This window comes from Novosphingobium sp. PP1Y (genome assembly GCF_000253255.1).
Classification (GTDB): domain Bacteria; phylum Pseudomonadota; class Alphaproteobacteria; order Sphingomonadales; family Sphingomonadaceae; genus Novosphingobium.
Genome location: NC_015580.1, coordinates 1,328,336 through 1,350,952, shown reverse-complemented (window position 1 = coordinate 1,350,952; position 22,617 = coordinate 1,328,336). Strand labels below are relative to the sequence as shown.

Annotated in this window: 19 protein-coding genes and 1 pseudogene; 9 read left to right on the top strand and 11 right to left on the bottom strand. The window is 59.6% G+C overall.

The genetic code is table 11. The features are described 5' to 3' along the window. Positions 1–34: 34 nt before the first annotated feature. The 7 genes from PP1Y_RS12475 (at position 35) to PP1Y_RS25755 (ending at position 6,684) form a co-directional block, all read left to right on the top strand. Complete coding sequence (locus PP1Y_RS12475) at positions 35–739, top strand: carboxymuconolactone decarboxylase family protein (protein WP_041559291.1); 705 nt, start codon at positions 35–37, stop codon at positions 737–739. Positions 740–788: 49 nt separating this feature from the next. Beyond that, the gene (locus PP1Y_RS12470; RefSeq protein ID WP_013832559.1) at positions 789–1,586 is read left to right on the top strand and encodes an enoyl-CoA hydratase/isomerase family protein; all 798 of its coding nucleotides are present in this window, start codon (positions 789–791) and stop codon (positions 1,584–1,586) included. Between the two features lie 3 nt (positions 1,587–1,589). Beyond that, positions 1,590–1,937 carry an EthD family reductase gene (locus tag PP1Y_RS12465; RefSeq protein ID WP_013832558.1) on the top strand — a complete coding sequence of 116 codons (348 nt, stop codon included), beginning with the start codon at positions 1,590–1,592 and terminating at the stop codon, positions 1,935–1,937. Then, the gene (locus PP1Y_RS12460; protein ID WP_013832557.1) at positions 1,934–2,728 is read left to right on the top strand and encodes an SDR family NAD(P)-dependent oxidoreductase; all 795 of its coding nucleotides are present in this window, start codon (positions 1,934–1,936) and stop codon (positions 2,726–2,728) included. The genes PP1Y_RS12465 and PP1Y_RS12460 overlap by 4 nt, the downstream gene beginning before the upstream one ends. Continuing rightward, positions 2,721–4,244 carry a class I adenylate-forming enzyme family protein gene (locus PP1Y_RS12455; protein WP_013832556.1) on the top strand — a complete coding sequence of 508 codons (1,524 nt, stop codon included), beginning with the start codon at positions 2,721–2,723 and terminating at the stop codon, positions 4,242–4,244. The genes PP1Y_RS12460 and PP1Y_RS12455 overlap by 8 nt, the downstream gene beginning before the upstream one ends. Continuing rightward, positions 4,199–6,328, top strand: coding sequence for a 3-hydroxyacyl-CoA dehydrogenase NAD-binding domain-containing protein (locus PP1Y_RS12450; RefSeq protein ID WP_013832555.1), 2,130 nt, complete (start codon positions 4,199–4,201; stop codon positions 6,326–6,328). The genes PP1Y_RS12455 and PP1Y_RS12450 overlap by 46 nt, the downstream gene beginning before the upstream one ends. A 182-nt stretch (positions 6,329–6,510) precedes the next feature. Next, complete coding sequence (locus PP1Y_RS25755) at positions 6,511–6,684, top strand: hypothetical protein (RefSeq protein ID WP_369799495.1); 174 nt, start codon at positions 6,511–6,513, stop codon at positions 6,682–6,684. A gap of 359 nt (positions 6,685–7,043) precedes the next feature. Here PP1Y_RS25755 and PP1Y_RS25335 read toward each other — a convergent pair whose 3' ends face one another. The 6 genes from PP1Y_RS25335 to PP1Y_RS12415 all read right to left on the bottom strand — a co-directional run bounded on the left by PP1Y_RS25335 (position 7,044) and on the right by PP1Y_RS12415 (position 15,072). Beyond that, positions 7,044–7,724, bottom strand: coding sequence for a TetR/AcrR family transcriptional regulator (locus PP1Y_RS25335; RefSeq protein WP_013832553.1), 681 nt, complete (start codon positions 7,722–7,724; stop codon positions 7,044–7,046). A gap of 108 nt (positions 7,725–7,832) precedes the next feature. Next, positions 7,833–9,470, bottom strand: a complete 1,638-nt coding sequence (locus tag PP1Y_RS12435; protein ID WP_013832552.1) for an acyl-CoA synthetase — start codon at positions 9,468–9,470, stop codon at positions 7,833–7,835. A gap of 9 nt (positions 9,471–9,479) precedes the next feature. Then, the gene (fahA, locus tag PP1Y_RS12430; protein WP_013832551.1) at positions 9,480–10,790 is read right to left on the bottom strand and encodes a fumarylacetoacetase; all 1,311 of its coding nucleotides are present in this window, start codon (positions 10,788–10,790) and stop codon (positions 9,480–9,482) included. After that, on the bottom strand, positions 10,787–12,259 hold the full coding sequence (locus PP1Y_RS12425; protein ID WP_013832550.1) for an amidohydrolase family protein: 1,473 nt from the start codon (positions 12,257–12,259) through the stop codon (positions 10,787–10,789). The genes fahA and PP1Y_RS12425 overlap by 4 nt, the downstream gene beginning before the upstream one ends. A 70-nt stretch (positions 12,260–12,329) precedes the next feature. Continuing rightward, positions 12,330–12,620, bottom strand: a complete 291-nt coding sequence (locus PP1Y_RS12420) for a DUF1330 domain-containing protein (RefSeq protein ID WP_013832549.1) — start codon at positions 12,618–12,620, stop codon at positions 12,330–12,332. Positions 12,621–12,735: 115 nt separating this feature from the next. Beyond that, positions 12,736–15,072, bottom strand: a complete 2,337-nt coding sequence (locus PP1Y_RS12415) for a TonB-dependent receptor (RefSeq protein WP_013832548.1) — start codon at positions 15,070–15,072, stop codon at positions 12,736–12,738. Between the two features lie 238 nt (positions 15,073–15,310). On the opposite strand from PP1Y_RS12415, the gene PP1Y_RS12410 reads away from it, so the two are divergent. Then, entirely contained in the window at positions 15,311–16,321 is a 1,011-nt protein-coding gene (locus tag PP1Y_RS12410; protein WP_013832547.1) for an MBL fold metallo-hydrolase, read from the top strand. A gap of 359 nt (positions 16,322–16,680) precedes the next feature. Beyond that, positions 16,681–17,388 carry an IS6 family transposase gene (locus PP1Y_RS12405; RefSeq protein ID WP_013832546.1) on the top strand — a complete coding sequence of 236 codons (708 nt, stop codon included), beginning with the start codon at positions 16,681–16,683 and terminating at the stop codon, positions 17,386–17,388. 44 nt (positions 17,389–17,432) lie between these two features. Here PP1Y_RS12405 and PP1Y_RS12400 read toward each other — a convergent pair. The 5 genes and pseudogenes from PP1Y_RS12400 to PP1Y_RS12380 form a co-directional block, all read right to left on the bottom strand. Beyond that, a pseudogene (locus PP1Y_RS12400) lies at positions 17,433–17,741 on the bottom strand (DDE-type integrase/transposase/recombinase); the annotation flags it as partial. Between the two features lie 236 nt (positions 17,742–17,977). Then, entirely contained in the window at positions 17,978–18,898 is a 921-nt protein-coding gene (locus PP1Y_RS24680) for a dipeptidase (protein WP_158511847.1), read from the bottom strand. A 155-nt stretch (positions 18,899–19,053) separates the two neighbouring features. Beyond that, positions 19,054–20,073 carry a S9 family peptidase gene (locus PP1Y_RS12390; RefSeq protein ID WP_232512719.1) on the bottom strand — a complete coding sequence of 340 codons (1,020 nt, stop codon included), beginning with the start codon at positions 20,071–20,073 and terminating at the stop codon, positions 19,054–19,056. A gap of 63 nt (positions 20,074–20,136) precedes the next feature. Next, positions 20,137–21,864 (bottom strand): tannase/feruloyl esterase family alpha/beta hydrolase, encoded by a 1,728-nt coding sequence (locus PP1Y_RS12385; RefSeq protein WP_013832542.1) that lies wholly within the window; start codon positions 21,862–21,864, stop codon positions 20,137–20,139. Beyond that, the gene (locus PP1Y_RS12380) at positions 21,861–22,592 is read right to left on the bottom strand and encodes a TetR family transcriptional regulator (protein WP_013832541.1); all 732 of its coding nucleotides are present in this window, start codon (positions 22,590–22,592) and stop codon (positions 21,861–21,863) included. Before PP1Y_RS12380 ends, PP1Y_RS12385 begins: the two co-directional genes overlap by 4 nt. Positions 22,593–22,617: the final 25 nt, after the last annotated feature.

Genomic DNA, 22,617 nt, shown 5'->3' with positions numbered 1-22,617 from the left:
GGTCGAGCATTTGAGGAGGCAAGAGAGGAACGACATGACAATAAGTCCATTGCTGCAGAACGCGCTCTTGCAAGACGTGGCGCCATATACCCTCGCCGGGTTTTCTGCCTTCCGCGAGGTAGTCGACACCGACGGTGCAGTGCCTGCCCTGTACAAGGCACTATTCGCGGCGGTGGCGGCAATAGATCGACGCCATCACGTCCTGGCTGAACGCGAACTGGCTCGCGGTGCCGGTCTCGGTTTGAAGCTCGACGAAGCTGTCTCTGGGTTAATCGTACTGGCAAGTTTGCGTGGCGAAGCTGCAGCGCAAGACTTCTCTTCGATTCTCGAAAGAGTTTACGGTGCCCCGCCCCAGCATGATCCGAAACCCCTGCCCGAAGCCGCTCCCGGCGAAGCCCAGGAAAACTTCGTCTCCTACTTCGGCAATGTCCCGCCCCCGCTCAAGCAGTTGCTTCGGCTCTGTCCGCGCGCAGCTGACGGCTATTACCTGATGCGCCGGGGCAGCATCGACGCCAATCCTCTTACTCCCAAGTATGGAGAGCTCCTTCTGCTCGCCATACTGGCCGCTGGCTACAGCCCGATGGCCGCTACCCATGTACGCGGCGCCCGCAACGCGGGAGCTACCGACGCCGAGATTGCCGAAGCGGTGCTTTGCGCAGTTCCGGCCGCGGGAATCGCTGCCTGGATGGCCGTTGGGGGCATGCTCGCCCCTCCAGAGGAAGGGGGGATCGCCTGCTGAGGAAACCAACCAATCATCGATAAAAACTAAACTGTTACGGAGAAGAAAGATGGAACCCGAGAAAGACGTCATCCAGTACGAAGTCGCCGATAACGGCATCTGCACGATCTGGCTCAATCGCCCACACGTAAAGAACTGCGTCAGCCCGCAGCTTCTTCGCGAACTGGAGGCAGCCGTCGACAGGGCCGCAGAAGACGACTCGGTCCTTGCGGTCGTATTCCGCGGCCGCGGCAACACCTTCTGCGCCGGCGCCGACCTCGGGCAGCTCGTCGGCCCGGTCCTGCACGAGACCAGCACCTCGCTGCAGCTCGCCATCGATTCGGCACGCACGTACGACAAGATTTACAACATGAAGAAGCCGACGATCGCCTGCGTCGAAGGCTACGCGGTAGCCGGCGGCTTCGAGCTCTTCATCTCCTGCGACTTCGGCATTGCCGCCGACGAAGCCAAGATCGGCGACTTCCACATCCGCCGCGCGCTGTTCGGCGGCGCCGGCCCGATTTATCGCCTGCCGCGCTATATCGGCATGCGCAAATCGAAGGAACTGATGCTCACCGGCAAATTGCTTTCAGGCAAGGAATGCGTCGAGTGGGGCCTTTGCAACGCCTCCGCCCCTGCAGACCAGCTCGACCAGCTGATCCAGGACTTCTGTGCTCCGCTAATCGACAAGAGCCCGTTCTGCATGTGGATGACCAAGATGGCCGTCAACCGCGGCATGGACGCCGATACCAACTCGCTCATCACGCTCGAGACAATGACCTGCAATGTCGTCCATCATTCGGCGGACGCGAAGGAGGGCGTTGCTGCATTCCTCGAGAAGCGTGAGCCCGTCTGGACGGGTAAATAAGCCATGCCTGTTAGCATGGTCGTCCTGGCCAGCCGGCCTAGCGATTGGACACAGGACCAGTTCACTGCCTGGTGGCGCGGCCCGCATGCCGACGCCGCCAGGGTCCTGCCGGGTCTCGTCGCCTACCGCCACGGAGTGGTGAAGACGGACTTCGACAATCCCGAGGCTCCAGGCTGGGACGGCCATGCTGTCCTGACTTTTCCGGACCAGGCAGCGCTTGATGCTGCCTTTGCATCGGAAGAGTGGAAGATCGCCACCCGTCAGACCAAAGGGATGGGAGGACGGCGAATCATCCTGCTCACCGATGAGGTTGATCTGCTCGCCGGAACAGACGGTGGAAGTGACCGATGATTGATTTCTCTCCAGGATTTGCGACGCGGCGCTTCCGACTCGACGGCAAGCGTGCCCTCATCACCGGCGGGCGCGGCGCGCTCGCCGAAGCGATGGCGGCGACTCTGGCGGACCTAGGCTGCAGTGTCGCGCTGGCCTCGCGTACCGAAACGGATTGCGCCGCACTTGCCGCCCGGATCTCCGAACGCTTCGGCGTCCAGGCGATTGGCCTTGCGTGCAATATCGCAGATGAGTCCTCGGTCGAAACGGCGATTGCCGAAGCGATTGAAAGACTGGGCGGCCTGGACATCCTGATCAACAACGCCGGTGCCTCTTGGTGGGGGCTGCCGCAGGATATTCCGCTCAAGGGCTGGCAAAAGGTGATCGATGTCAATGTAACCGGCACGTTCCTGGCATGCCGTCACGCCGCACGCCACATGATCGGGAACGGCGGCGGCTCTATCGTCAACGTCGCCTCCGTCGGTGCATTCCTTTCCTACCAGCCCGATGCCGGTCAAGTTGTCCCATATACCACCAGCAAGGCCGCGATCGTCCACCTGACAAGCGACCTGGCGGCGCAGTGGGCCGGCCACGGCATTCGTGTGAACGCCATCGCGCCAGGATCAATCGAGACGGGCATGACCGAGACACTCGACCCTGCGACCCAGGGAAAGACCCGGGCGGGCATCCTGCTACGCCGCTTCGGCCGCCCTGAAGAAGTCTGCGGAGCGCTCGCACTGCTTGCTTCGGATGCAGGTAGTTTCATCACCGGCCAGACCTACCTCGTAGACGGAGGCCAATCCATTGCCTGAGCACAGCGGCCACACCCCTTTCGCTTGGGACGAATCCAGGCTCTGGCCACAGTTCGCCTCGCTCAGCGCAGCAGCGCCGACCAAAGCCGCACTGGTCGACTGCAACGATAGGGTCTGGCGGCGCAAGGAAATAGCCGCGCTGGCCGAAGAGATCGCCGCGCGGCTTTCCGCCGCCGGTGTCAGCGCAGGCAGCCGCGTTCTTGTCGTTGCACACAAGACACCGGCAACGATCGCCGCGGCACTCGCCGTCTCGCGTCTCGAAGCCGTGTTCTGTCCAGTTTCTCCGAAGCTGGGAGCAGGAGACCTGACGCAACTCGAAGCACTTCTCGGCCATGTTGCGCGCGTCACTGGCGATGGCCCCGAGGCGGTGGTCGTGGAAGCAGTCTCTGCGCCCCGATCCGCGGACCCACGCGATGCGTCGTGCGTGCTGATTGGTTTCACTTCGGGCAGCACCGGCGTGCCCAAGGGAGTCATGCACGGGCCCGGTGCGCTCAACTACGCCACACGCGCCTGTGCCTCGATTGCAGCACTCGAACCGGACGATGCGATCCTTGGCATCGTCCCGCTCGACAGCGCACCGGGCTTCACCTTCACGGCGCACTTTGCGCTCTCGCTCGGCCATCCCCTCGTCCTCGTCGACCCCTGGGTACCGGCCGAAGCATTGCGCCGCGCCGAACGGCACAATTGCGGTTGGGCCATCGCCGTTCCGACACACCTGTTCACGATGGTAGAGGCTGCGCGCATGGGCGAATGGCACGGTACCCTGCCGCTGCGGGCCATGGCCGTAGGTGGCAGTGCCATGACTGCCGAACTGATTGCAGACGCTAACGCCATTCTCGGCCTGAAAGTCTTGCGCATGTTCGGCATGTCCGAATGCATGGGGCATGCCTCTACTCGCCCGGCGGATACGCTGGAAAGGCGCCAAGTCTACGACGGTCTGCCCTTCGCGGGAACCGACGAAGAGGCTTTCGACGAAGACCTTGCGGCTCTGCCACGTGGCACCCGTGGGCAGGCCGGGGTCCGCGGCCCTTCGCTTTTCCTCGGCTATGCGCAGGGGCTCGGTGCCGGACAAGAGCGTATGACGCCGAGCGGCCACTATCTTACCGGCGATGAAATCGTGCGCGATGCCGACGGCTACATCCGCGTTGTCGGCAGGATCAAGGATCAGATCATCCGCGGCGGTTTCAACATCGATCCTGCGGAGATCGAGGCTGTCCTGCTGCGCCATCCTGCGATTGCCGAGGCGGCCGTCGTGGCCGTGCCGGAGCGCAAGCTCGGAGAACAGGCTTGCGCCGTTTGCCGCTTGCGTCCGGGCGCAAGCGAGCTCGATCTCGCCGCTGTATTGGCCCACATGCGCGAGGCGGGCGTCTCGCGCAAGAAATGGCCCGAACACCTCGTCCTGGTCGACGAAATGGAAGTGACCGCCACGGGTAAGCTCGACAAGAAGGCCATGGCCACAATCGCAGTTGAATGCGTTACGCGCCGTCGCGAGGAAATCGGGGGCAAGGCGTCGTGACGGGGCCGGCGACCAGCGTCACTGTCGATCGAGTGGCAGTGATCACGCTCGACAATCCACCGGTTAACGCTCTTTCGCATGCTTTGCGCGCCGGACTCCTTGCCGAGTTGGAAGCAGTGCTTGCCGATCCGGCAATCGATGCAGCGGTCATTCACTGTGCTGGCCGTACCTTCGTGGCGGGAGCCGACATTAACGAATTTGGCAGGCCAATCGCGCAACCTGGCTTTCCCGAACTGTTCAGCGCTATCGAAGATTCCGCCAAACCGGTTATTGCCGCAATCCACGGCACATCGCTGGGGGGCGGCTTCGAGCTATCGCTCGCCTGCCATTATCGGGTGGCCGTTCCCTCGGCCCGCGTGGGACTGCCCGAAGTCAAACTCGGCATCTTGCCTGGTGCCGGTGGGACGCAGCGCCTGCCCCGCCTCGTTGGCGCTTGCGCTGCACTCGAAATCATGACCAGCGGACGCCAGGTCAAGGCGGAGGAGGCACTGGCGATCGGGTTGCTCGATGCCGTCCTACCGGGCCAGGATCTCGTGATGGAAGCAGTTGCTTTCGCTCGCAATGTCGTTGCGGAAGGCGCTCGTACACCGCGGGTGCGGGACCGCGAGGACATGCTCGAAGTCGACCGCAAGGATCCAGAACTGGTCGACAGGTTCTTCATCAAGAACGCGCATCGATTCCGGGGACTCGATGCACCCACTGCGATTGGTGCTGCCGTGCGTGCTGCGCTTTCCTTGCCCTTCGAAGAGGGTCTCGCTCACGAACAGCAACTATGCCTTGCGCTTGCAGAGGGCCACCAATCTGAAGCACTCCGCTATCTTTTCTTCGCAGAGAGACAGACTACGCGCGTTCCCGACCTGCCGCCCAACACGATGCAGCGCCCCGTCGCCTCGATCGGCGTTATCGGCGCAGGAACTATGGGGGGGGGCATTACGATGACCTTCCTCGATGCGGGACTGCCCGTCACGCTCGTCGAAACCTCCAAAGCCGCACTTGAACGCGGCTGCTCCAACATCCGCCGCCATTACGAGGCAAGTGCTCAGAAAGGTCGCATGTCCGCGGATGAGGTCGAGACGCGCATGTCCCTGCTCTCGCCGCGACTCGACCTCACAGCACTGCGCGATGCGGATTTTGTGATCGAGGCGGTGTTCGAGGATCTCGCGCTGAAACGCGACCTGTTCGCTCAACTCGATGCGCTCGCCGCCCCGGATGCAATACTCGCATCGAATACCTCGTTTCTGGACCTCGACGCCATCGCCGATGCGACAAGCCAGCCCGAGCGTGTGCTTGGCCTGCATTTCTTCTCCCCTGTTAACGTAATGCGGCTGGTTGAGGTCGTGCGCACAACGCGAACCAAGCCAGAGAACGTTGCGACAGCAATGTCGCTCGCCCGGCACATCGGCAAAGTCCCGGTTCTGAGCGCCGTGTGCGACGGCTTCATTGCCAACCGACTTATGGCTCCGCGCGGCGCTGAGGCCGAAATTATGATGCTTGAAGGTATTCCCATCGAGCGAATCGACAAAGTGCTCACCGACTACGGCTTCGGCATAGGTCACTTCCAGATGATGGATATGGTCGGTCTCGACGTCGTGGGCCGCGGCGCGAGCGAGCGTACCGTGATGGGCGATCTCGTCGCCGCAGGACGCCTCGGACTTAAAAGCGGATCGGGATATTACGACTATGACGGGAAGCACCGCCCTTTACCCTCCAAATTGACTGAAACCACGATCGCTGCAGTCGCGCGCGAAAAGGGTGTGATAGGCTCTGACCAAGTGAGCGATGAGGAACTTCTGACAAGGCTGCTCTGCCCTGTTGTCAACGAGGGCGCGCACATCCTCGAAGAAGGCATCGCGCTCCGCGCCTCGGATATCGATGTGGCGGCGGTGCTCGGCTACAACTGGCCGGCACACACCGGCGGCCCGATGGCATGGGCGGAACATTACGGGCTTGCACGAATTGTCGAGAGCTTGCGTAAGCTTGAGGCCATGCATGGCGCACGTTTCAAGCCAGCTCGCCTGCTTGTCGGACTCGCAAAGGACGACAAGGACTTCGCCGAGGCTCAGGTTCGTCCTCTGACCACCTAGTCCTTTTGCTGCTGCGACTGGCCACCATTGAGTAGCCAGTTCAGCCTGAGCGCACCGTCATCCGCCTGCCGGCGACCTATGAGGCCGTCTATAGCACCGCCATTGCCCAACTGGAGGAGCACCTCGCCGCGCGCGAGGCGATTGGCTCGAGGAACACGATCCGCGCTCTGATCGAGGCAGCGGTGGTCCATGGCGTTGACAGCCGCGGTGGCAAGCATGGCTGCCTGGAGCGGATGCTTGCGCGCAAGCCGCGTATGCTCGTCTCGGTCGCGCTCGCCAACAAGATGGCGCGCATGGTCTGGACGCTGCTCACAAAGAACGAAGATTACAGAGCTCCGGCAGCGGTCGCGGCGTAAGCCAAGGCAGCGGCCAGAGGCGTCGGGGACTTAGGCGGTCAAAGGAGGGTATGGCACAACAGTCGGCGAGACGGGGCTGGAAGAACCAGGGAATGGCAGAGCGCTAGCCAAGCGCGCAAAGCTGAAATGGATCCGGTCCGCGAACTCCCATACTGGCCCGCAGCATATGGCGCTGCTCATCGAGGCCGGACAGATGACAGCATCCGACAACGTGCCAACAAACTCCGATTTACTGCTTGCATCCGATGGGGCGTCCACAGATGCCATCTTCTGACGCCACATCATGGTTGTTTGTAGTGCGCTGCTTTCAAGCTGCGCGTACAAGCTCGCTCAGCGTTATGGCCCTCGACGCCGCGTCCTCATGTGTCCTCGTCACACATCCTCTCGAATATGACTGCGGTGATCTCTGTCACATCACCAATCATCGTTTCGATTTTGCGTTCGCTGAGTTGCTCCTGCCTGAACTGGATGGGTACGATCGCCGCGACACTGAGACATACACGCAATATCTCGTATAGCCGGTTCCGAGATACGGCCGGAAACAACCTGCTGAAATGATCGATATAGCGTTCGCGCACTTCCTGAACCTGTTCTTCCATCGCCGCGCGTGCTATGTCGGCGTGAGAAAGCTGTGCCACGAGTATACGCAGATAGCTGTGTCCTCTGCGTGTCCTTGCTTCACGTAACATTGGTGCGAGATAGGCGTTGAGCAGGCGGCGCACTGCTGCCGACCGATCAGTGCCGATTTCAACATCATCCAGAAGCTCAGTTCGACTCGCTTGGATCCTCCCGAGTGCATCTTCTATTACTGCAAGATAGAGAGCTTCTTTAGATCCAAAATGATAGTTTGCTGCGCCGGGATTGACCCCGACCTCGCGCTGAATTGCCCGCTGACTTGCGCCTTGCAACCCGTGCTCGGCAAAGTGCACAGATGCGACGTCAATCAGTCGATCGCGAACCGGTCCTGCTTCGCATTCCCGTTGGCTATTATCCGTAATCTCATTTTCCTCAGATGCGCTGCTTGGCATAGAAACGCTCATGCAAAATCGGCTTGCTTCACGCAATCCCGAAATGGCTCATCCTCGCAACGGAGCCCACTGTTTTGAAGCAATAGCAAGAAAATGAATCGCTTGATTGCGCAATGTAGCTCAAGACATGGCCTTCGCTACTTCACGAAGCACCGCCTTCTGGACCTTCCCAGTAGAAGTCTTTGGGATCTCCCCAAACATGATCACCTTGGGTACCTTGAAACCCGCAATATGGGATCGGCAAAATGCTTGCAGCTCTACCGGACTGGCCTGCTCGCCTGTCCGCAATTCGATAAACGCACATGCCACTTCGCCCCAGCGCGCATCCGGCTTTGCAACCACTGCCGCAAGCGAAACGGAGGGATGCTGATGCAACACATCCTCAACCTCCAGCGACGAAATATTTTCGCCGCCGGAGATGATGATGTCCTTCGAGCGGTCGGTGATCCGCGCATATCCGTCAGATTCCACAACTGCGAGATCACCGGTGTGAAACCATCCTCCGGCAAAGGCCTCGATAGTTGCCTGGGGATTATTCAGGTACCCAGTCATCGTGGCGTTCCCGCGAAACATGATCTCGCCTGCGGTCTCGCCGTCAGCTGGCACAGGCGCCATCGTTGCCGGGTCGAGTACGCACATCGCGTCTTGGGAAATCATAGCAACTCCCTGCCGGGCGTTGAGCCTTGCGCGTTCCTCGGCTGTTTTGTCCGCCCAATCAGGCTGCTTGAGGCAAACCGCCGCAGGACCGTAAACTTCGGTGAGTCCGTAAACATGTGTCAGATCGAAGCCGACCCTTTCCGCGCCTTGCATCAGAGCTTTTGGTGGCGCCGCACCGGCAATCATGCCCTGAACGCTCTTCCTCAACGTGCTCTCGTTCCGGGTCAGCTCGTCAATCAGCATGGAATAGACTATCGGCGCGCCACACAGGTGGGAAACTCTGTGGGCGGCAATCAGGTCTAGGACGAGCGGCGGATCGACCTTACGCAAACATATATTCGTGCCCCCTTGCGCAGCCAGCGCCCAGGGGAAACACCATCCGTTGCAATGAAACATCGGCAATGTCCAAAGATAGACCGGATTGAGCGGCATGGTCCAAGTAATGATTTGAGAGAGAGAATTGAGGTACGCGCCCCGATGATGCGTCAAGACGCCCTTGGGGTCGCCGGTGGTGCCAGATGTGTAATTAAGCGAGATCGGATCGCGCTCATCCTCGGGCATCAGCCAAGGTACTTCGGGCGAGCCTTCCGCCAGCAACCCCTCGTAGGCTATGGCTCCTTCAGTAAAACAAGCTCCGCCGTAAAGAGGATCGTCAATGTCCACGATCAGCGGTGGATCCGCCATGATTTTGGTGGCGGCCGCAACAGTTTCGCTGAATTCCCGGTCGACCATCAGGATGCGTGCTCTGCCGTGCCCAAGCTGGAAAGCGATTTCCTCTGCTTTCAGTCGCGTATTAAGCGTGTTGAGAATGGCTCCCGCCATCGGGACGCCAAAGTGTGCCTCGTACATAGCCGGGATATTGGGTGCGATGATCGCGACGACATCGCCGCGATTAACCCCGCGTGCCCGCAGTGCAGAGCCAAGCCGGACGCAGCGTGCATGGGTTTCGCACCAGCTTTGTCGTAGCGTGCCGTGGACCAGTGCAATTTTCTCTGGGAAAATTTTGGCGGCGCGAGGAAGGAAGGACAGCGGGGTTAGCGGCGTGAAATTTGGCTGCCCCCGTTCATCTATGGCGCTGGCAATTATGATTTCGCCGTTCATGTTGCCCCCTCACGCAGCTGTCGGAATTGCAGGAACTATTTGTCCTGCACAGGTCCCAAAACCGATGGACGCATATCCTTCCCTCTCGCAGCGACCCGAAAAGGCAATCTCATCACCGTCTTCGATAAATCCCCTACTCTCCCCGTTCGGGAGCATGAATGGCTCCCTACCTATAAAGGTCAGCTCAAAAAGGCTGGCAAGATCGGCGCGTGTTGGCCCGGAAATAGTTCCGGTGCCGATCAGGTCGCCCGGCACCAGGGCACAACCTGTGATCGTGTGTTGTGCAACCATCTGAGCGCAAGTCCAGTAAAGATACCGCGCGTCGGTCTTGAGCAAAGGCGTCGGCGCCTCTCCGGCACGACGCATTTTCTCGGTACGGATGGTGGCTGCTAGCGCCACGCCGAGTCCGCCTTCGGCGCGGTCTGCGGGGCTGGCAAGGTAGTCGGGCACGGGCGGCGCCTCGGGGAAGCGGGCCATTGCAGGAATACGGAAGGGTTCCATGGCATCGGCTGTAACGACCCATGGCGAAATGCTGGTACCCGAACTTTTCCCATTGAATGCGCCGAGAGGCACCATCTCGAACATCTGGATATCACGCGCGGACCAGTCGTTGAGCAAACAGAAGCCGACTATCTGGGCATTTGCGTCCGCTACGCTTAGCCGCTGCCCCATCGCATTACCGGGGCCGATAAAAAAACCCATTTCCAGTTCGAAGTCCATCCACTGACAGGCACCGAAAGTCGGCTGAGGATCTTGAGAGAGGCGCTGGCGCATCCCGACCGGACGATAGATGTCGTTTCCACTCACGCACACGGTTGAGGAACGACCGTTATATCCGACAGGCATGTAATGATAATTGAGTGGCAGCTGGTAGTTATCGCCGTTTATGATCTCTCCGCAGCGCTGCGCATGGTGAATGCCGACAAAGAAATCGGTAAAATTGCGCACCTTGGTCGGCAGATGCATCTCGCATCTCGCCATGTCATGTAAGAGGGTCTCATCCGGTTTGCTGCTATCGGATTCCAATATCGCGAAAACATCATGCCGCAATGTGCGCATGACCGGGCGCCCCAGTGCAAAGAGCACATCCAGCGTTTCATGCTTTACCGCGTCGGCTGCTTGCGACTGCAGAATACCCCGACTTGCGGCTTCGCGCAGGTCGAATATTCGATCGCCAATTGCGACGCCGCAGCGCGGTCCATCCCCAGGAGGCGAGAAAACGCCCAAAGGAAGGTTCTGGATCGGGAAATCGGTCAATCCGTCATTTGCACTAGCGACCCAGCTCAGCTTTGCGGGGTCATGGGTGTGATCCGTCTTCATGAGTGAATTTCGACCTTCACTGCCGGTTCCGCCGCGCTTTTCGATATGCCCCAGAGTGGCGCCCAGGCATTACGTACTGCAACCTCGTCGATCTTCGCAAATTCCTCATAAATATGATCGCGCGAGCGGATCAGTCGACCGCGAACGGCATCCCAGTCCAGCCCGGTTAATAAGCCCCCTCGCTTGCGAGCGACGCCGTCCACCCAGACAGAGTCGATATCGGCTGCATCGGCGTAGAACACCAGCGCCGCGATGGGGTCGCGAACCGGGCTCATGTTAACGCTGTCCATCCGAGTAAGAATGATATCCGCCTTTTTGCCCGGCGTGAGGCTGCCGGTAATATCTTCCATCCCCATGCAAATCGCGCCACCAATGGTCGCGAACTCAAGCATCTTTCGAGCGGCATAGCGTTCCGTAGTCGGCAAACCGGCATTAGCGACTTCAAAATCGCGAAATCGCATTGTCTGAAGCATCAGCCGCATTTGCGCAAACATGTCGCCGGCATAGTTGGAGGCAATGTCGATGCCGAGAGAGGGGACGCTCCCGCTTTCGACCACGCGCTCGAGCACCGGATAGCCCATTCCCATCTGAAGCTCGCTTTCGGGCGTTATCGATAGCCAGCCGCCATTTTGCCTGAGCATCGAGAGCTCGCCCAGTGTCAGGTTGTTTCCATGTACGAAGAGTAGATCGTCGCCCAACTCGCCATGCTCGAGTAACTGCGGAATGATGCGAAAGCCCTCGTTGACGCCGTAGCTGATGTGGATGCTGATCCGCGAAGGCTCGAGCGTACGCGCCCATTGCATTTCCATCAGGATCGGAGCCATGTCGGTGAAGTTGACCCACTCGCTCGTAGCAATACCGAACTGCATCAGACCGTCGTTGGACGGGAAATGCTTTTCTCGCACGCGAGCAGCGTTCTGCCGATGGAAGTCGTCCAGCGGTCCGGCGATATCCGCAACGATTTTTTCCGATGTCAGCGCATCACCGGGTTGGTATTTTGGATTGCGGTAAATCCCATAACACATGATCCCGCGAATGCCGGAGTCTTTCAGGCCCTGAACCAGTTGATCGGAATGATCGGGAGAGATTTGAAGATGGCCATGGTCAACCATCGACGTAATACCCGCGTTGATCGCATCAAGAGCTCCGACATAATTGCCTAGATATGCGTCGTCAGGGCTGTAACAGACCGAATACATGGACCGCATCAAGCATGCATAGTCAAACAGGCTCCAGTTAATTGCCGCGCCCTTGAGCTGGGTCTGCCAGACATGCCGGTGAGTATCGACAAAGCCCGGACTTGCGATCATTCCTTCTGCGTCCACGATTTCCGCGTCATCAGCGGAAATCGTGGACGCGATCTGGGCGATACGATCGTCGACAATCAGTATATCACCCTTAGCCAGATCACCGATCGTAGGATCCATGCTTACGATCGTGGCCTCGCGGATCAGCGTTTTCTTCGGCATGGCTCTTCTCCTTGAAGTTATAAGTGCAATTTTCGTACATACCTAGCAGGCAACGTGAAATTGGTGACGATCACTCGACGGCGGCCATCGAAATAAAGAAGGCGGTTTCGGCCTGCGCCCACCTTATGGGCAGCACAGATTGATATTCGGGCGAACCATACCACGCGCGTGCGGCGGCCTCGTCCGACGCACGTAACAGGATCATACGCTCCGCAGGCGGCTGACCTTCGATCATTTCCGGATCGCCGTAGGCGAGAACCTCAATTCCATAGGACACAAGCGAAGCGAACGCGCCGTCCATATAGGGGCGATATTTTTCTTCGTCTGCGATGGAAACCGCGCCCAGCAAATATAAAGGCATTACTTGGTCTCCTCAAAATTTGCCTTACGGTCACCAGCCAATGCGATATTGGACGCCATTCGGTACGACTTTCCCAGATGGCATCGCTTATGATTCAGAGCTCTGCAGAGATTTTCTAGAATTGGTAGCCTACGCGGATTCCGTAGGTCCGTGGCTCTTCAAGATAGCCGTTGATAGGGAAACCAAAGAGGGCCGAACTCACATAAGCGCTGCCGATCGTAGTCTTGTTCGTGAGATTTTTCACAAACAGCGAACCATTCACTCGTTCATCGGTCGAGGTCCAATTCAGAAAGGCGTTGACCTTGGCAAAAGCGGGCTGGCTGACATAATCTACATTGAACGGCGTAAAATAACTGCGGCTCCGGTAAGACACTTCGCCACGCAGTGTGAAATCGCCTGCGCTGTCTGTCGGCACCTTGTACTGTGCGCCCACGAAAAAGCTGAAGTCCGGCGACTGTCCGAGTGTATTGCCGGCGAGATCAAAAGCCGACTGGCCAAGATCGTCCGTCACCTGCCCGCTTCCATATGGCCGGCCCGGATCGGCACTGACATAGCTCTTGAACCGGGCGTGCAGCCAGGATGCATTCGCGTCGATCTCGATGCGGTCCGTCAAAACGGCCTGCGCCTCTGCCTCCAGCCCATAGATTCTGGCAGTGGCCGCGTTCTCAAGAACGGTGATCTGTCCCACGACCTTACCAACCTGAAGATCGGTATAATCATAATAGAAGCCGGCCAGGTTGAGGCGAAGTCGACGATCAAACAGCGTCGCCTTCATGCCGCCTTCCACGGCGGAAACCTTTTCCGGGTTAACCGGTGGAATGAACGATCCAAGGCTGTAGGTACCTGACTTGAAACCTTTCGACCAAGAAGCGTAAAGTAACACGCTCGGCGTAAGCTGATAATCAAGTGCGATCTTGGGCGTGAAAGAGTTGAACCGCTTGTTTCGCTCGATGACTTGCGCGCTGGCAGGGGTCGCCAGCACCACGGCTGCGGGCGTGGTCGGATCAGTAGGTGTGAAAACGTCGAACGCAGATTCGTCCCGGTTGGTCTTCTTCTCGGTGCTGTAGCGGGCGCCGAGCGTCAGACGCAGGTTGTCGAATATCTCGTAGGTCGCTTGCCCGAAAGCAGCCAACGCGTCGGTCTTGATGTAGCCTCCGCCATAATAGCCCCGCACGAATGCTCCGGGCTCCGGAAAGCCGACAACGAGATTGTTGAGAGGAATGGCCAGCTGACCACGATCATTCTCCCGGAAATAAAACCCCCCGATCAGCCAGTTGAACCGATCGCCTTTGCCCGAAAGCTGTATTTCCTGGCTGAACTGCCAATCCTGCTCGCCCTGGTGAAGTACCGACAACTGCGCACTGGTCGAATCGAGATCGGTTCGCGTCCTGTATCGCAGCTCCCGATAAGCCGTCAGCGAGACAAGTTCGATGTCGCCGCCCAGATCGTAGGACATCCTCCCGCTCGTCCCCCAAAAGCTCATGCGGTTGGCAGGATCCATATCGTTCGCGATGTCGCGTATGTTAGACGTTGCCACCGCTCCGCCAATCGCCAAGCCCGTTGGAGTAAGCGGCACGCCTGGCGCAGAAAACCCTCCCGAGCCAAGGTAATGGTAGCCGCCGGAATTGTCGTTCTGCCGGTAATAGTCCGCCTTGATATCCACCGTCAGCTCGTCGCTGGGCGTAAAGCGCAGGCTCCCTCGCACGGCGCGACTGTTCAGGTCATCAATGTCATTGCCGGTGACAATGTTCTTCCCGTACCCGTCCCGGTCCTGGGTTTGAAACGCGACGCGTGCCGTCAACACACCGGGAACGATTGCGCCGCTGATCGCACCCTCGGCGACGATCCTGCTATAGTTCCCAACAGTAAGTTTTGCGTATCCGGTCAGCTCCTCTGTGGGGTTGCGGGTGCGGAGATTGATCGAGCCACCGGTGGCGTTGCGCCCGTAGAGCGTGCCCTGCGGACCACGCAGCACCTCCACCTGCTCCACGTCGTAAAAGCTCGCCAACGCCGCCACGGAGCGCGAGATGAACACGCCATCCACGTGAAAGGCGATGCTGCCCTCTGCTCCCGGCTGGAGACTCTCAAGGCCGATACCGCGAAGCGCGATCTTTGCTACGCCAACCTGCTGCCCCAGGTTGAGATTGGGCACGGCTGCGGTTACACCCTGTAAATCGGTGATACCGCTGCGCTGTAGCGCTTCAGCACCAACGGCGGTGATTGCCAATGGCACCTTCTGAAGGGATTCGGAGCGCTTCTGGGCCGTGACGACGATTTCGCCAATTCCCGCCTCGTTGCCATCAGCCGCATCGCCTACTTGCGTAGCACTCTCGGCTGGCGCGGGAGCCGTTAACGCGCTTGGCGCATTATTCTGAGCCATTGCAGGCACGGCCGACGCGATCGCAGCCAGACTGGTGCCCGCGCGCGCAATTTTGCTGAAGCCTTTAATCATCGTTTCTCCCCTTTTTTCCTGTCACATGACACCGGTCGGGACGGGTTTCTTAGAATCAATCATTTGATTGAGCCGCCACCCAAGAAATGTCAAGCGCCTCGTCGCAACACGACCAAATTCACGAAAATTCGTCGGTTTCGGGAGAAAAATTTTCACAATTCCTCGGTCGACATCGTCTGACACACCCCTTTGACAATCAAGTGATTGACATTTATGCGTGTGGCAACAGGAGATGACGATGAACCGCGAATACACTCAGGGAATGCACCAGATCGGTCAAGATTGCTGGGCTTGGATACAGCCAGACGGCGGCTGGGGATGGTCCAACGCAGGCCTGGTTACAGACGGCGAATGCTCGCTTCTTGTCGACACATTATACGACCTGGATATGACCGCTAATATGCTTAGCGTTATGCGCGACACCACGCCCGCCGCCAATGATATTAACGTTCTGGTAAATTCCCACGCCGATGGTGACCACACCTATGGCAATCAAATTGTGGGAACTTCACGAATTATCGCATCGAAGGCAACCGCCGCAGAGTTCTTCTCCCTGCCTCCTGCAAAAATCGAGACGATCGTGCAGCAGGCCGACGTCTTGGGCGAAGGTGCACAATATATCGCGGGATGGGCCAGAGATCATGGGTTCACCTTCGCTGGCAATCAATTGGTTGGTCCCACAGAAACCTATGAGCGCGAGCTCGATTTGAAGGTGGGCGACAAGGAGGTTCGCCTCATCAATGTTGGCCCGGCGCACACAGCCGGAGATACGCTGGTGCATTCGATACAGGATAAGGTTGTCTATACTGGGGACATCCTCTTCATGGGCGTCCATCCCGCTATCTGGGCGGGCTCGCTCGATGGCTGGCTTGCCGCGTGTGATCGCATGCTTACTATGGACGTTGATGTCGTGGTCCCTGGTCATGGCCCCATCACCGATAAGCAGGGAGTTCGGCTCTTCCATACTTATCTGGCAAGCTTGCGACGCGAAGCACGCATTCGATTTGAGGCAGGTCTTTCGGTTGAGCAAGCGGCCGATGACATTCGGCTGGAACCACCCTTTGATGAATGGCTTCTGCCGGAGCGTATTGCAGGAAGCGTGAACTCCCTTTTCCTGCAGTGGGGTAGCCCGACGGCAGAAAAGGAATTCATGAAGGTGTTCGATCTAATAGCCCGCTATGCGAAGCGAAAAGCCCTGCGGGAATGTGCGCACGGGCGACATGTTGCGGGATGCGGCCACCAGCACTAGCGCCCTTTCTGACGAAACATCGCGCTTCACGCGCGAGGAGCCAGAGTACATCTGCGCTGCACCGTGACGGCCTGAGCGGCTTACTTTTTAAGACGAGGTGAGCCGATGGCAGCTAATGACAGTCCTAGTCAGGCCAATTAAAGGCCTATATTTTAGCGGAATTGGTCCAGTACATTTCTTGCCCCTAGAGCAGGACGACCTTCCCTTTCGGCGCAGCCGTCAGCCGAAAGTGGCGTAGCGCGATCCCCAGCTCCGCAAAGCAGGGTGCCAGTCCATCCGGCAGGTCGCCCTCCGGCATGACCAAGGTCGGTGTTGTCAAAAGGATGGCCGGACTGGTGATCGGCTGTTAGCCGCAGTGAATGAGCAAGGCCGATAATCCGTTCAGATACGTTCACTCATCGCCCGATATCATCCGCATGGTAGTGATGCTTTACGTGCGATATCCGCTGTCGCTACAGAACGTGGAGGATCTGCTCTTCGAACGCGGATATGACTTTTGTCACGAGACAGTCCAGCTTTGGTGGAACCGGTTCGGACCGATGTTTGCAGCCGAGATTCGGAGGCTGCGTGTGAACCACATGCGTGGCGTTCGACACTGGCGCTGGCACCTTGATGAAATGTACGTGAAGATGAACGGCGAGATGGTCTATCTGTGGCGCGCGGTTGATCACGAAGGCCAGATTCTGGAGAGTTACGTCACGAACAAACGGGACAAATACGCGGCTCTGGCGTTCATGAAGAAGGCGCTGAAGCGTCACGGCCGCGCGGAGGCCATCGTTACCGATGGCCTGAACTCATATCCTGCCGCGATGAAGGAATTGGGCAATCAGGAGCGTCGCGAAATGGGGGATTGGCTCAACAATCGGCCCGAGAATTCGCACCTCCCGTTCCGAGGACGGGAGCGGGCGATGCAGCGATTTCGGCGAATGAAGTCGCTGCAGAAATTCGCGTCCATCCACGCCTCTATTTCAAACCACTTGAATTCCGAACGCCACCTCGTCGATCGACAAACTTACAAGACCCGCCACTTAGCTGCCCTGGCCGAGTGGCAGAAGCCTGCTACCTGAGGCCAGCCGGTTTCCGGGATCGCTGCGCCAATTGGAGACGAATTGTCATCCGACTGACAGCACACGACCTTGCCTTTGAGATGAGGCGAACGCGGCCGTATCGGGCGGGATTTGATGCCCCAGTCGAATAGCCGCCGCTGGACCGCTTCAGCGAAAGACTCAAGCCCGCGGTCAGTCTGAATTCGCTGGATCGCGAATGGCATCTCCTCGATTACCTGCTCAAAGAAGCGCAGCGTGTTGGCGGCCGTGCGGCGGGTAAAGACGCCGAGCACCTTGTACCGTGAGCAATCGTCTATGGCGGTGTACCGGTAAACTCCCGGGCGGATCTTGCAGACATCCATCCCCGGCCTATCAAACCGCCGCGTGAAGATCGAGCATGACCGGACGCTCTACAAGCAGCGCAACCGCATCGAGCGCATGTTCCCGCGCCATTGCCACTCGCTATGACCAGCTAGCCAGCAGCTTCCTCGGCATGGTCCATCTTGCAACGGCTAGATACTGGCTCAAATTTGTCCACGCAGCCTAGGTCTCCAGCGCGGTTCTTCTCTTATCCGCGCTTGTGGCAGGGGATAGTCTTGGGCTAAGTCATTTAGGTTGGTTTTCTGCCTTGCTCGGTAGCGTGCAGGATGCGGCAGAAGTTCTGGCCGATGACCTTGCGGATCGTTGCAGGCGGACAGCCCTGATGCCGAAGCTCGTCGACAACGACATAGAGGAATCCGGTGTGCTGTCCGGGCCAATGGTGATTAGCATTATACATCGCACCCGCGACCCCAGTGTCGCTGCCGACCCCCACATGGTCCTCGCCCGCAGTGTTCACAAGATCGATGATCGCTGCCGCATAGGCGCTGATTGTCGGGAAGATATGCCAGACGCCAACCACGCCGCCAGCCTCGGCAACGGCATGCACCTCATCAGGGCGCAACAGCCGCATTGGCAAACGGGTGTCGGGCCAGGTGGGCACCGCGCCGAGGCCCACAGGCGAAAGCAGGGCCGTGTGCGAAAAGATGAGCGGAACCGACGACACCTCGATCGCGTCTTTCAGCGTCTTTCCGCTTGAATGGGCAAGGTCGATCACAATGCCGAGGCGGTTGCACTCCTCAATGACGGATCGGCCAAACGGTGTCAGCCCATCGAACTGCGGGTCCAATGTCTGCAGGTCACCAAGCGGCGCAAAGGGATCCTGCACCGAGTGGGCAAGCTGGAGATGGCGCAGGCCGTTATCGTAAACCTCGGCAAGTCGCTCCAGCCGGCCTTCGAGAAACTGGGCACCTTCCGCCGCCTGAATGACGCCCGGAATTCGGTCGCGGTGACAGGCTTCGAGGTCGGCCAAGCTCATGATTTCGCGGATTCCGGCTTCGCTGGTCAGCTTCTTCAGGTTCTGCACCCAGTCTACGTGAACCTTGTACCAGTCCCCTTCCGCCTTCCGCGGCACGACGTCGACCGGGAAGCTGGCACAGATTGCGTCGAGCCCCGCTTGTTCCATTCCGGCCTTGATCGGGAACTCGGCCACAGTCGCATCGGGCGGGATATGGCTATGCATATCGACCGTGATGGTCGAGGCGATCAGCTCGTGCGTGGCATCGCTGGCGCTGGAAGCGCCGAGAGCACGCGAAGCAACCAGCGATGCTCCGGCCGCGAGGCAAGTCTGTAAGGCGTTGCGCCGGTTCATTTCGTCTCTCCCGGTATGGACTTGCGCATGACCGTCCAGCCGGGCTTCGTGCACAGGCCGCATTCCTCGCCCGTGAACAGCTTGCCCGCATCGCTGGAGTTCTTGAGCTGCCAATCGAGCCAGGCGACCGCAACCTGCGCGCCCTCGCCGCCGTTCGGCTGCCGGAAGGTGCCGCCGTGACCGACATCCTCGCTGGCAAGAAACACCGGCTGCGTGTCAATGGCGGCAAAGTCGTCGAGCGCATTCTGCCAGGCGATGTCTGTGTCTCCGCCCATGATATAGATCACCGGTGTGTGCAGGCCATCGAGCAAGGCGCGGCTGCCCTCGACCCCGCCAACCATAAGCTTGTTGCCGATCGGAAAGGTGCCGCTGTTGTGCACCACCACAGCGTCCACGCGCGGATCGGCGGCAACGCGCAAGGCAAGCAAGCCTCCACAGCTCCGCCCCGAAGCGGCTATCCGCTGCGGATCGATCCGCTGGAAATAGGGGCTGTCGCGGCGGGCGTTCTCGGCCAGTGCCCAGTCAATGCCCGCAACCATGTCGGCCGCCGTTACCGCAGCATCGGGCAGTGCGCCATCGGCGGCAGGCAGGGCGACGGTTTCGCGCGCATCGGGGGCGCCGGGCCCGCTCAGTATCTGGCCGGCAGCGATGACGAGGTAGCCGTGTGAGGCCATCTCGAGCAAGTGCAGGCGCGAACTCGCGGCGTCGGCGCTGCAGCCGCCATTCCCCCACACCACGACCGGCAGCTTGCTATTCTGAAACGGCGAGAGATCCGCCGGCCGGTAGATGACATGATCCGGCAACGAAGGATCAACTTCCATGATCGCGGGATAGTCACCCGAACCCGGCCCGTTGGGCATGGCAGCGTAGGCGTCCAGTTCGGCATCTGCGACTTGCGGCTGCGCCGTGGCGGAAGCATCTCCCAGCGAGCTGCAAGCGCTGAGCAGCGCTGCGGCAGCAAGCGACAGGCCAATCGGCGCGAAGAGACGGCTGACCGCCACCGGCATCATAAACATCCGCACTACAAATTCTCCGTCAACGCGCCACCAGCCAAAGGGGGAAGGCAATGGCGGGAATTCCTAAGGCTGCGGAAGTCCGCAGCGATAATCGCCCGCACCATTCGCCAAGGCAATCTGCGGGTATGGACAAAGCGGCATCTTGCGTCCCGGCCACGGCGTATCATCCCCGGCAGTTGCAGGGATTGACGCGGGGGCCACCCCGTCGATGACCCAGCTTTCAAGCGCCGCAAGCGAGTCGAACCGGTCGGTCGCGGGGCCGCCGCCGCAATGGTTCATTCCGGGCACCGGGAAGACCCTGACAAAACCATCAGCCTTCCCGCCATTGGCCGCATTCACCCCGTTCCACCAGTCGATCGTATCGAGCACGGAAAAGACCGGATCGCCGCCGCCGTGCGGCACGATCAACTTTCCGCCATGAGCGCGAAAAGCCGAAAGATCGGTCGAGCGCATGCCAACGTCTTGCCAGGCGCTGGTCGTGTAGGGCGGCACAACGGCGTAAATCGCCGGAGCGTCCTTGTCGAAGTCGAAACCCAGCTGCCATGCGAGCAATTGCTCCGGATCTGGCTGAATGGGCGTCGGCAGGGTGGTGAATGCAGAAGCCAGCGCGTTGCCGCCCAGCACGACATTCAGCGATGGTGGGCCATCCACCAGCCCCGTCTTCCACACTTGCCAGCCCGGCGATCCAACGCCGCCATCCCAGGCCCATTGGGAATAGAGCGCCTTGCCGGAAGAATCGTGGGGACCATCCATGATTGTGATCAGCGCATCCACCTGCGCCTTATCAAGGCACCCCGTGTCACCCTGCGCTGCGCACTGACGGGCGCGCAGTTCGGGTTCGACGCGTGCTGTCGTGCACTGTCCAACGGCGGCGACAATCCCGTCCTTTGCGCCATCAAGGCCATCGCAGGCGGCCAGCGTGGCACTGCTCACGAGATCGGACTGCGCAGACGAAAACAGGGTCCGCAATCCCTCGACCGTCGGCTTCTCACCGCGCGCTGACAAGATGCCCGCCAGCGCCTGGGTGTCCCATGCTTCAGCCACGGCAGCGCGCGGCAACGACATGCCCGGAGCCATGGCCACGATCCCGTCGAAGGCATCGGGATAGCGCTGGGCAAAAGCCATCCCCTCTTGCCCGCCCTTGGAACAGCCCCAGAAAAGGTTGGTCTCGCTTTTCCGGCCATAGAATGTGGTGACGATGTATTGGCCAAGATCGTAGGTCAGTTTGAGGCTGGCATGGCCATAGTCGGCCCGGGCCTGCGGATCGTGGCCGAAAACCATCTGACCGCCATCGGCCGGCACGTTGTTGCGATCATTGTCATGCCCGCTGTCCTGGGCGATCACGGCGTAGCCGCGCTCAAGCGCGGGAGTATTGCCGACGCCGTTCCGCCCGGTGGCATCGCGGATCACACCATTGGAGCCCCCGCCGCCTTCGAACAGGAAGCGCCCGTTCCAATCCAGCGGCAGACGCATGCGAAAACCGGTCCGGTATGGGCCGCCGACAAGGCCTTCGTGCTCGCCGTAATAGCCTTCGACCAGACAATGGGGCGGCAATGGTGTTTGCGCATCCGGGCCGGTTCCGCCCACCGTGGCAGCCTCTTCCCAGTCACTGGTCACAACGACGAGACCGTCAACCGGCGCCCCGGCCATCAATTGCGCCCCCAGAGCGTTGCATTGGTTCGAGAGCGAGCCCAGGCTTCGATCGGCGTCGGGAGCGGTCGGCGCTACCCCGGCGCAACCGACAACCAGGGCGGCTAGGCTCGCTGATGCAATAACGTTACGATAGGTCATCGATCTTCCATTTCCGTGGTAGCCGCGCATCGGCTGACAACTGTTGCGATGACCTCATTGCGACGGAGGGTCATCTGATCGGGAGAATGGGCCTCCAGCTCGAAGACATGGCCGAAGGTATGGACGTTCGCGATGTAGTGGAAACACAGGGCGGCCACGGTCAGATGTATCTGCAGCGGGTCCAACCCGCGTCGCAGCGTACCTTCCTCGGCCCCGCGATTGAGTATCCGCCGCATGGTCTCCAGCGCTAGTTCACGCTGCTGAAAGCTGTCAATCGACCGGATCTGCTGGCCGAGGTTGATGTTTTCCGCCATGATAATGCGGACGATCTGCGGCCGACTGGCATGCACGTCAAACGTGGCACCTACTAGCGTTGAGAGAGCATCAAGCGCCGGCAAGTCATCGTAATCGAGCGATCCTTCGGCGATACGAAACTCGTCGTATGCCTGTTCAAGGACAGCGCGATAGAGCCCGTCCTTGCTGCCGAAATGGTAGTAGATCATGTGCTTGCTGGTCGCGGTGCGCGCGGCGATTTCCTCCACCCTCGCACCGGCCAGGCCTTTTTCGGCAAATTCATCGGTTGCGGCTGCGATAAGTTCGGCGCGCGTTGCCGAAGCATCGCGCTTGCGCCGCTCTCCTGTAGCCGCCTCTGCCATGTTTTTCACTATCATGCCTTCCCAAGCTTTCGCCCCGTCATAACCAGGAGGCGGGCGCTCAGGCAACAACATTCCAACCAGTATGTTTGTTATTGAC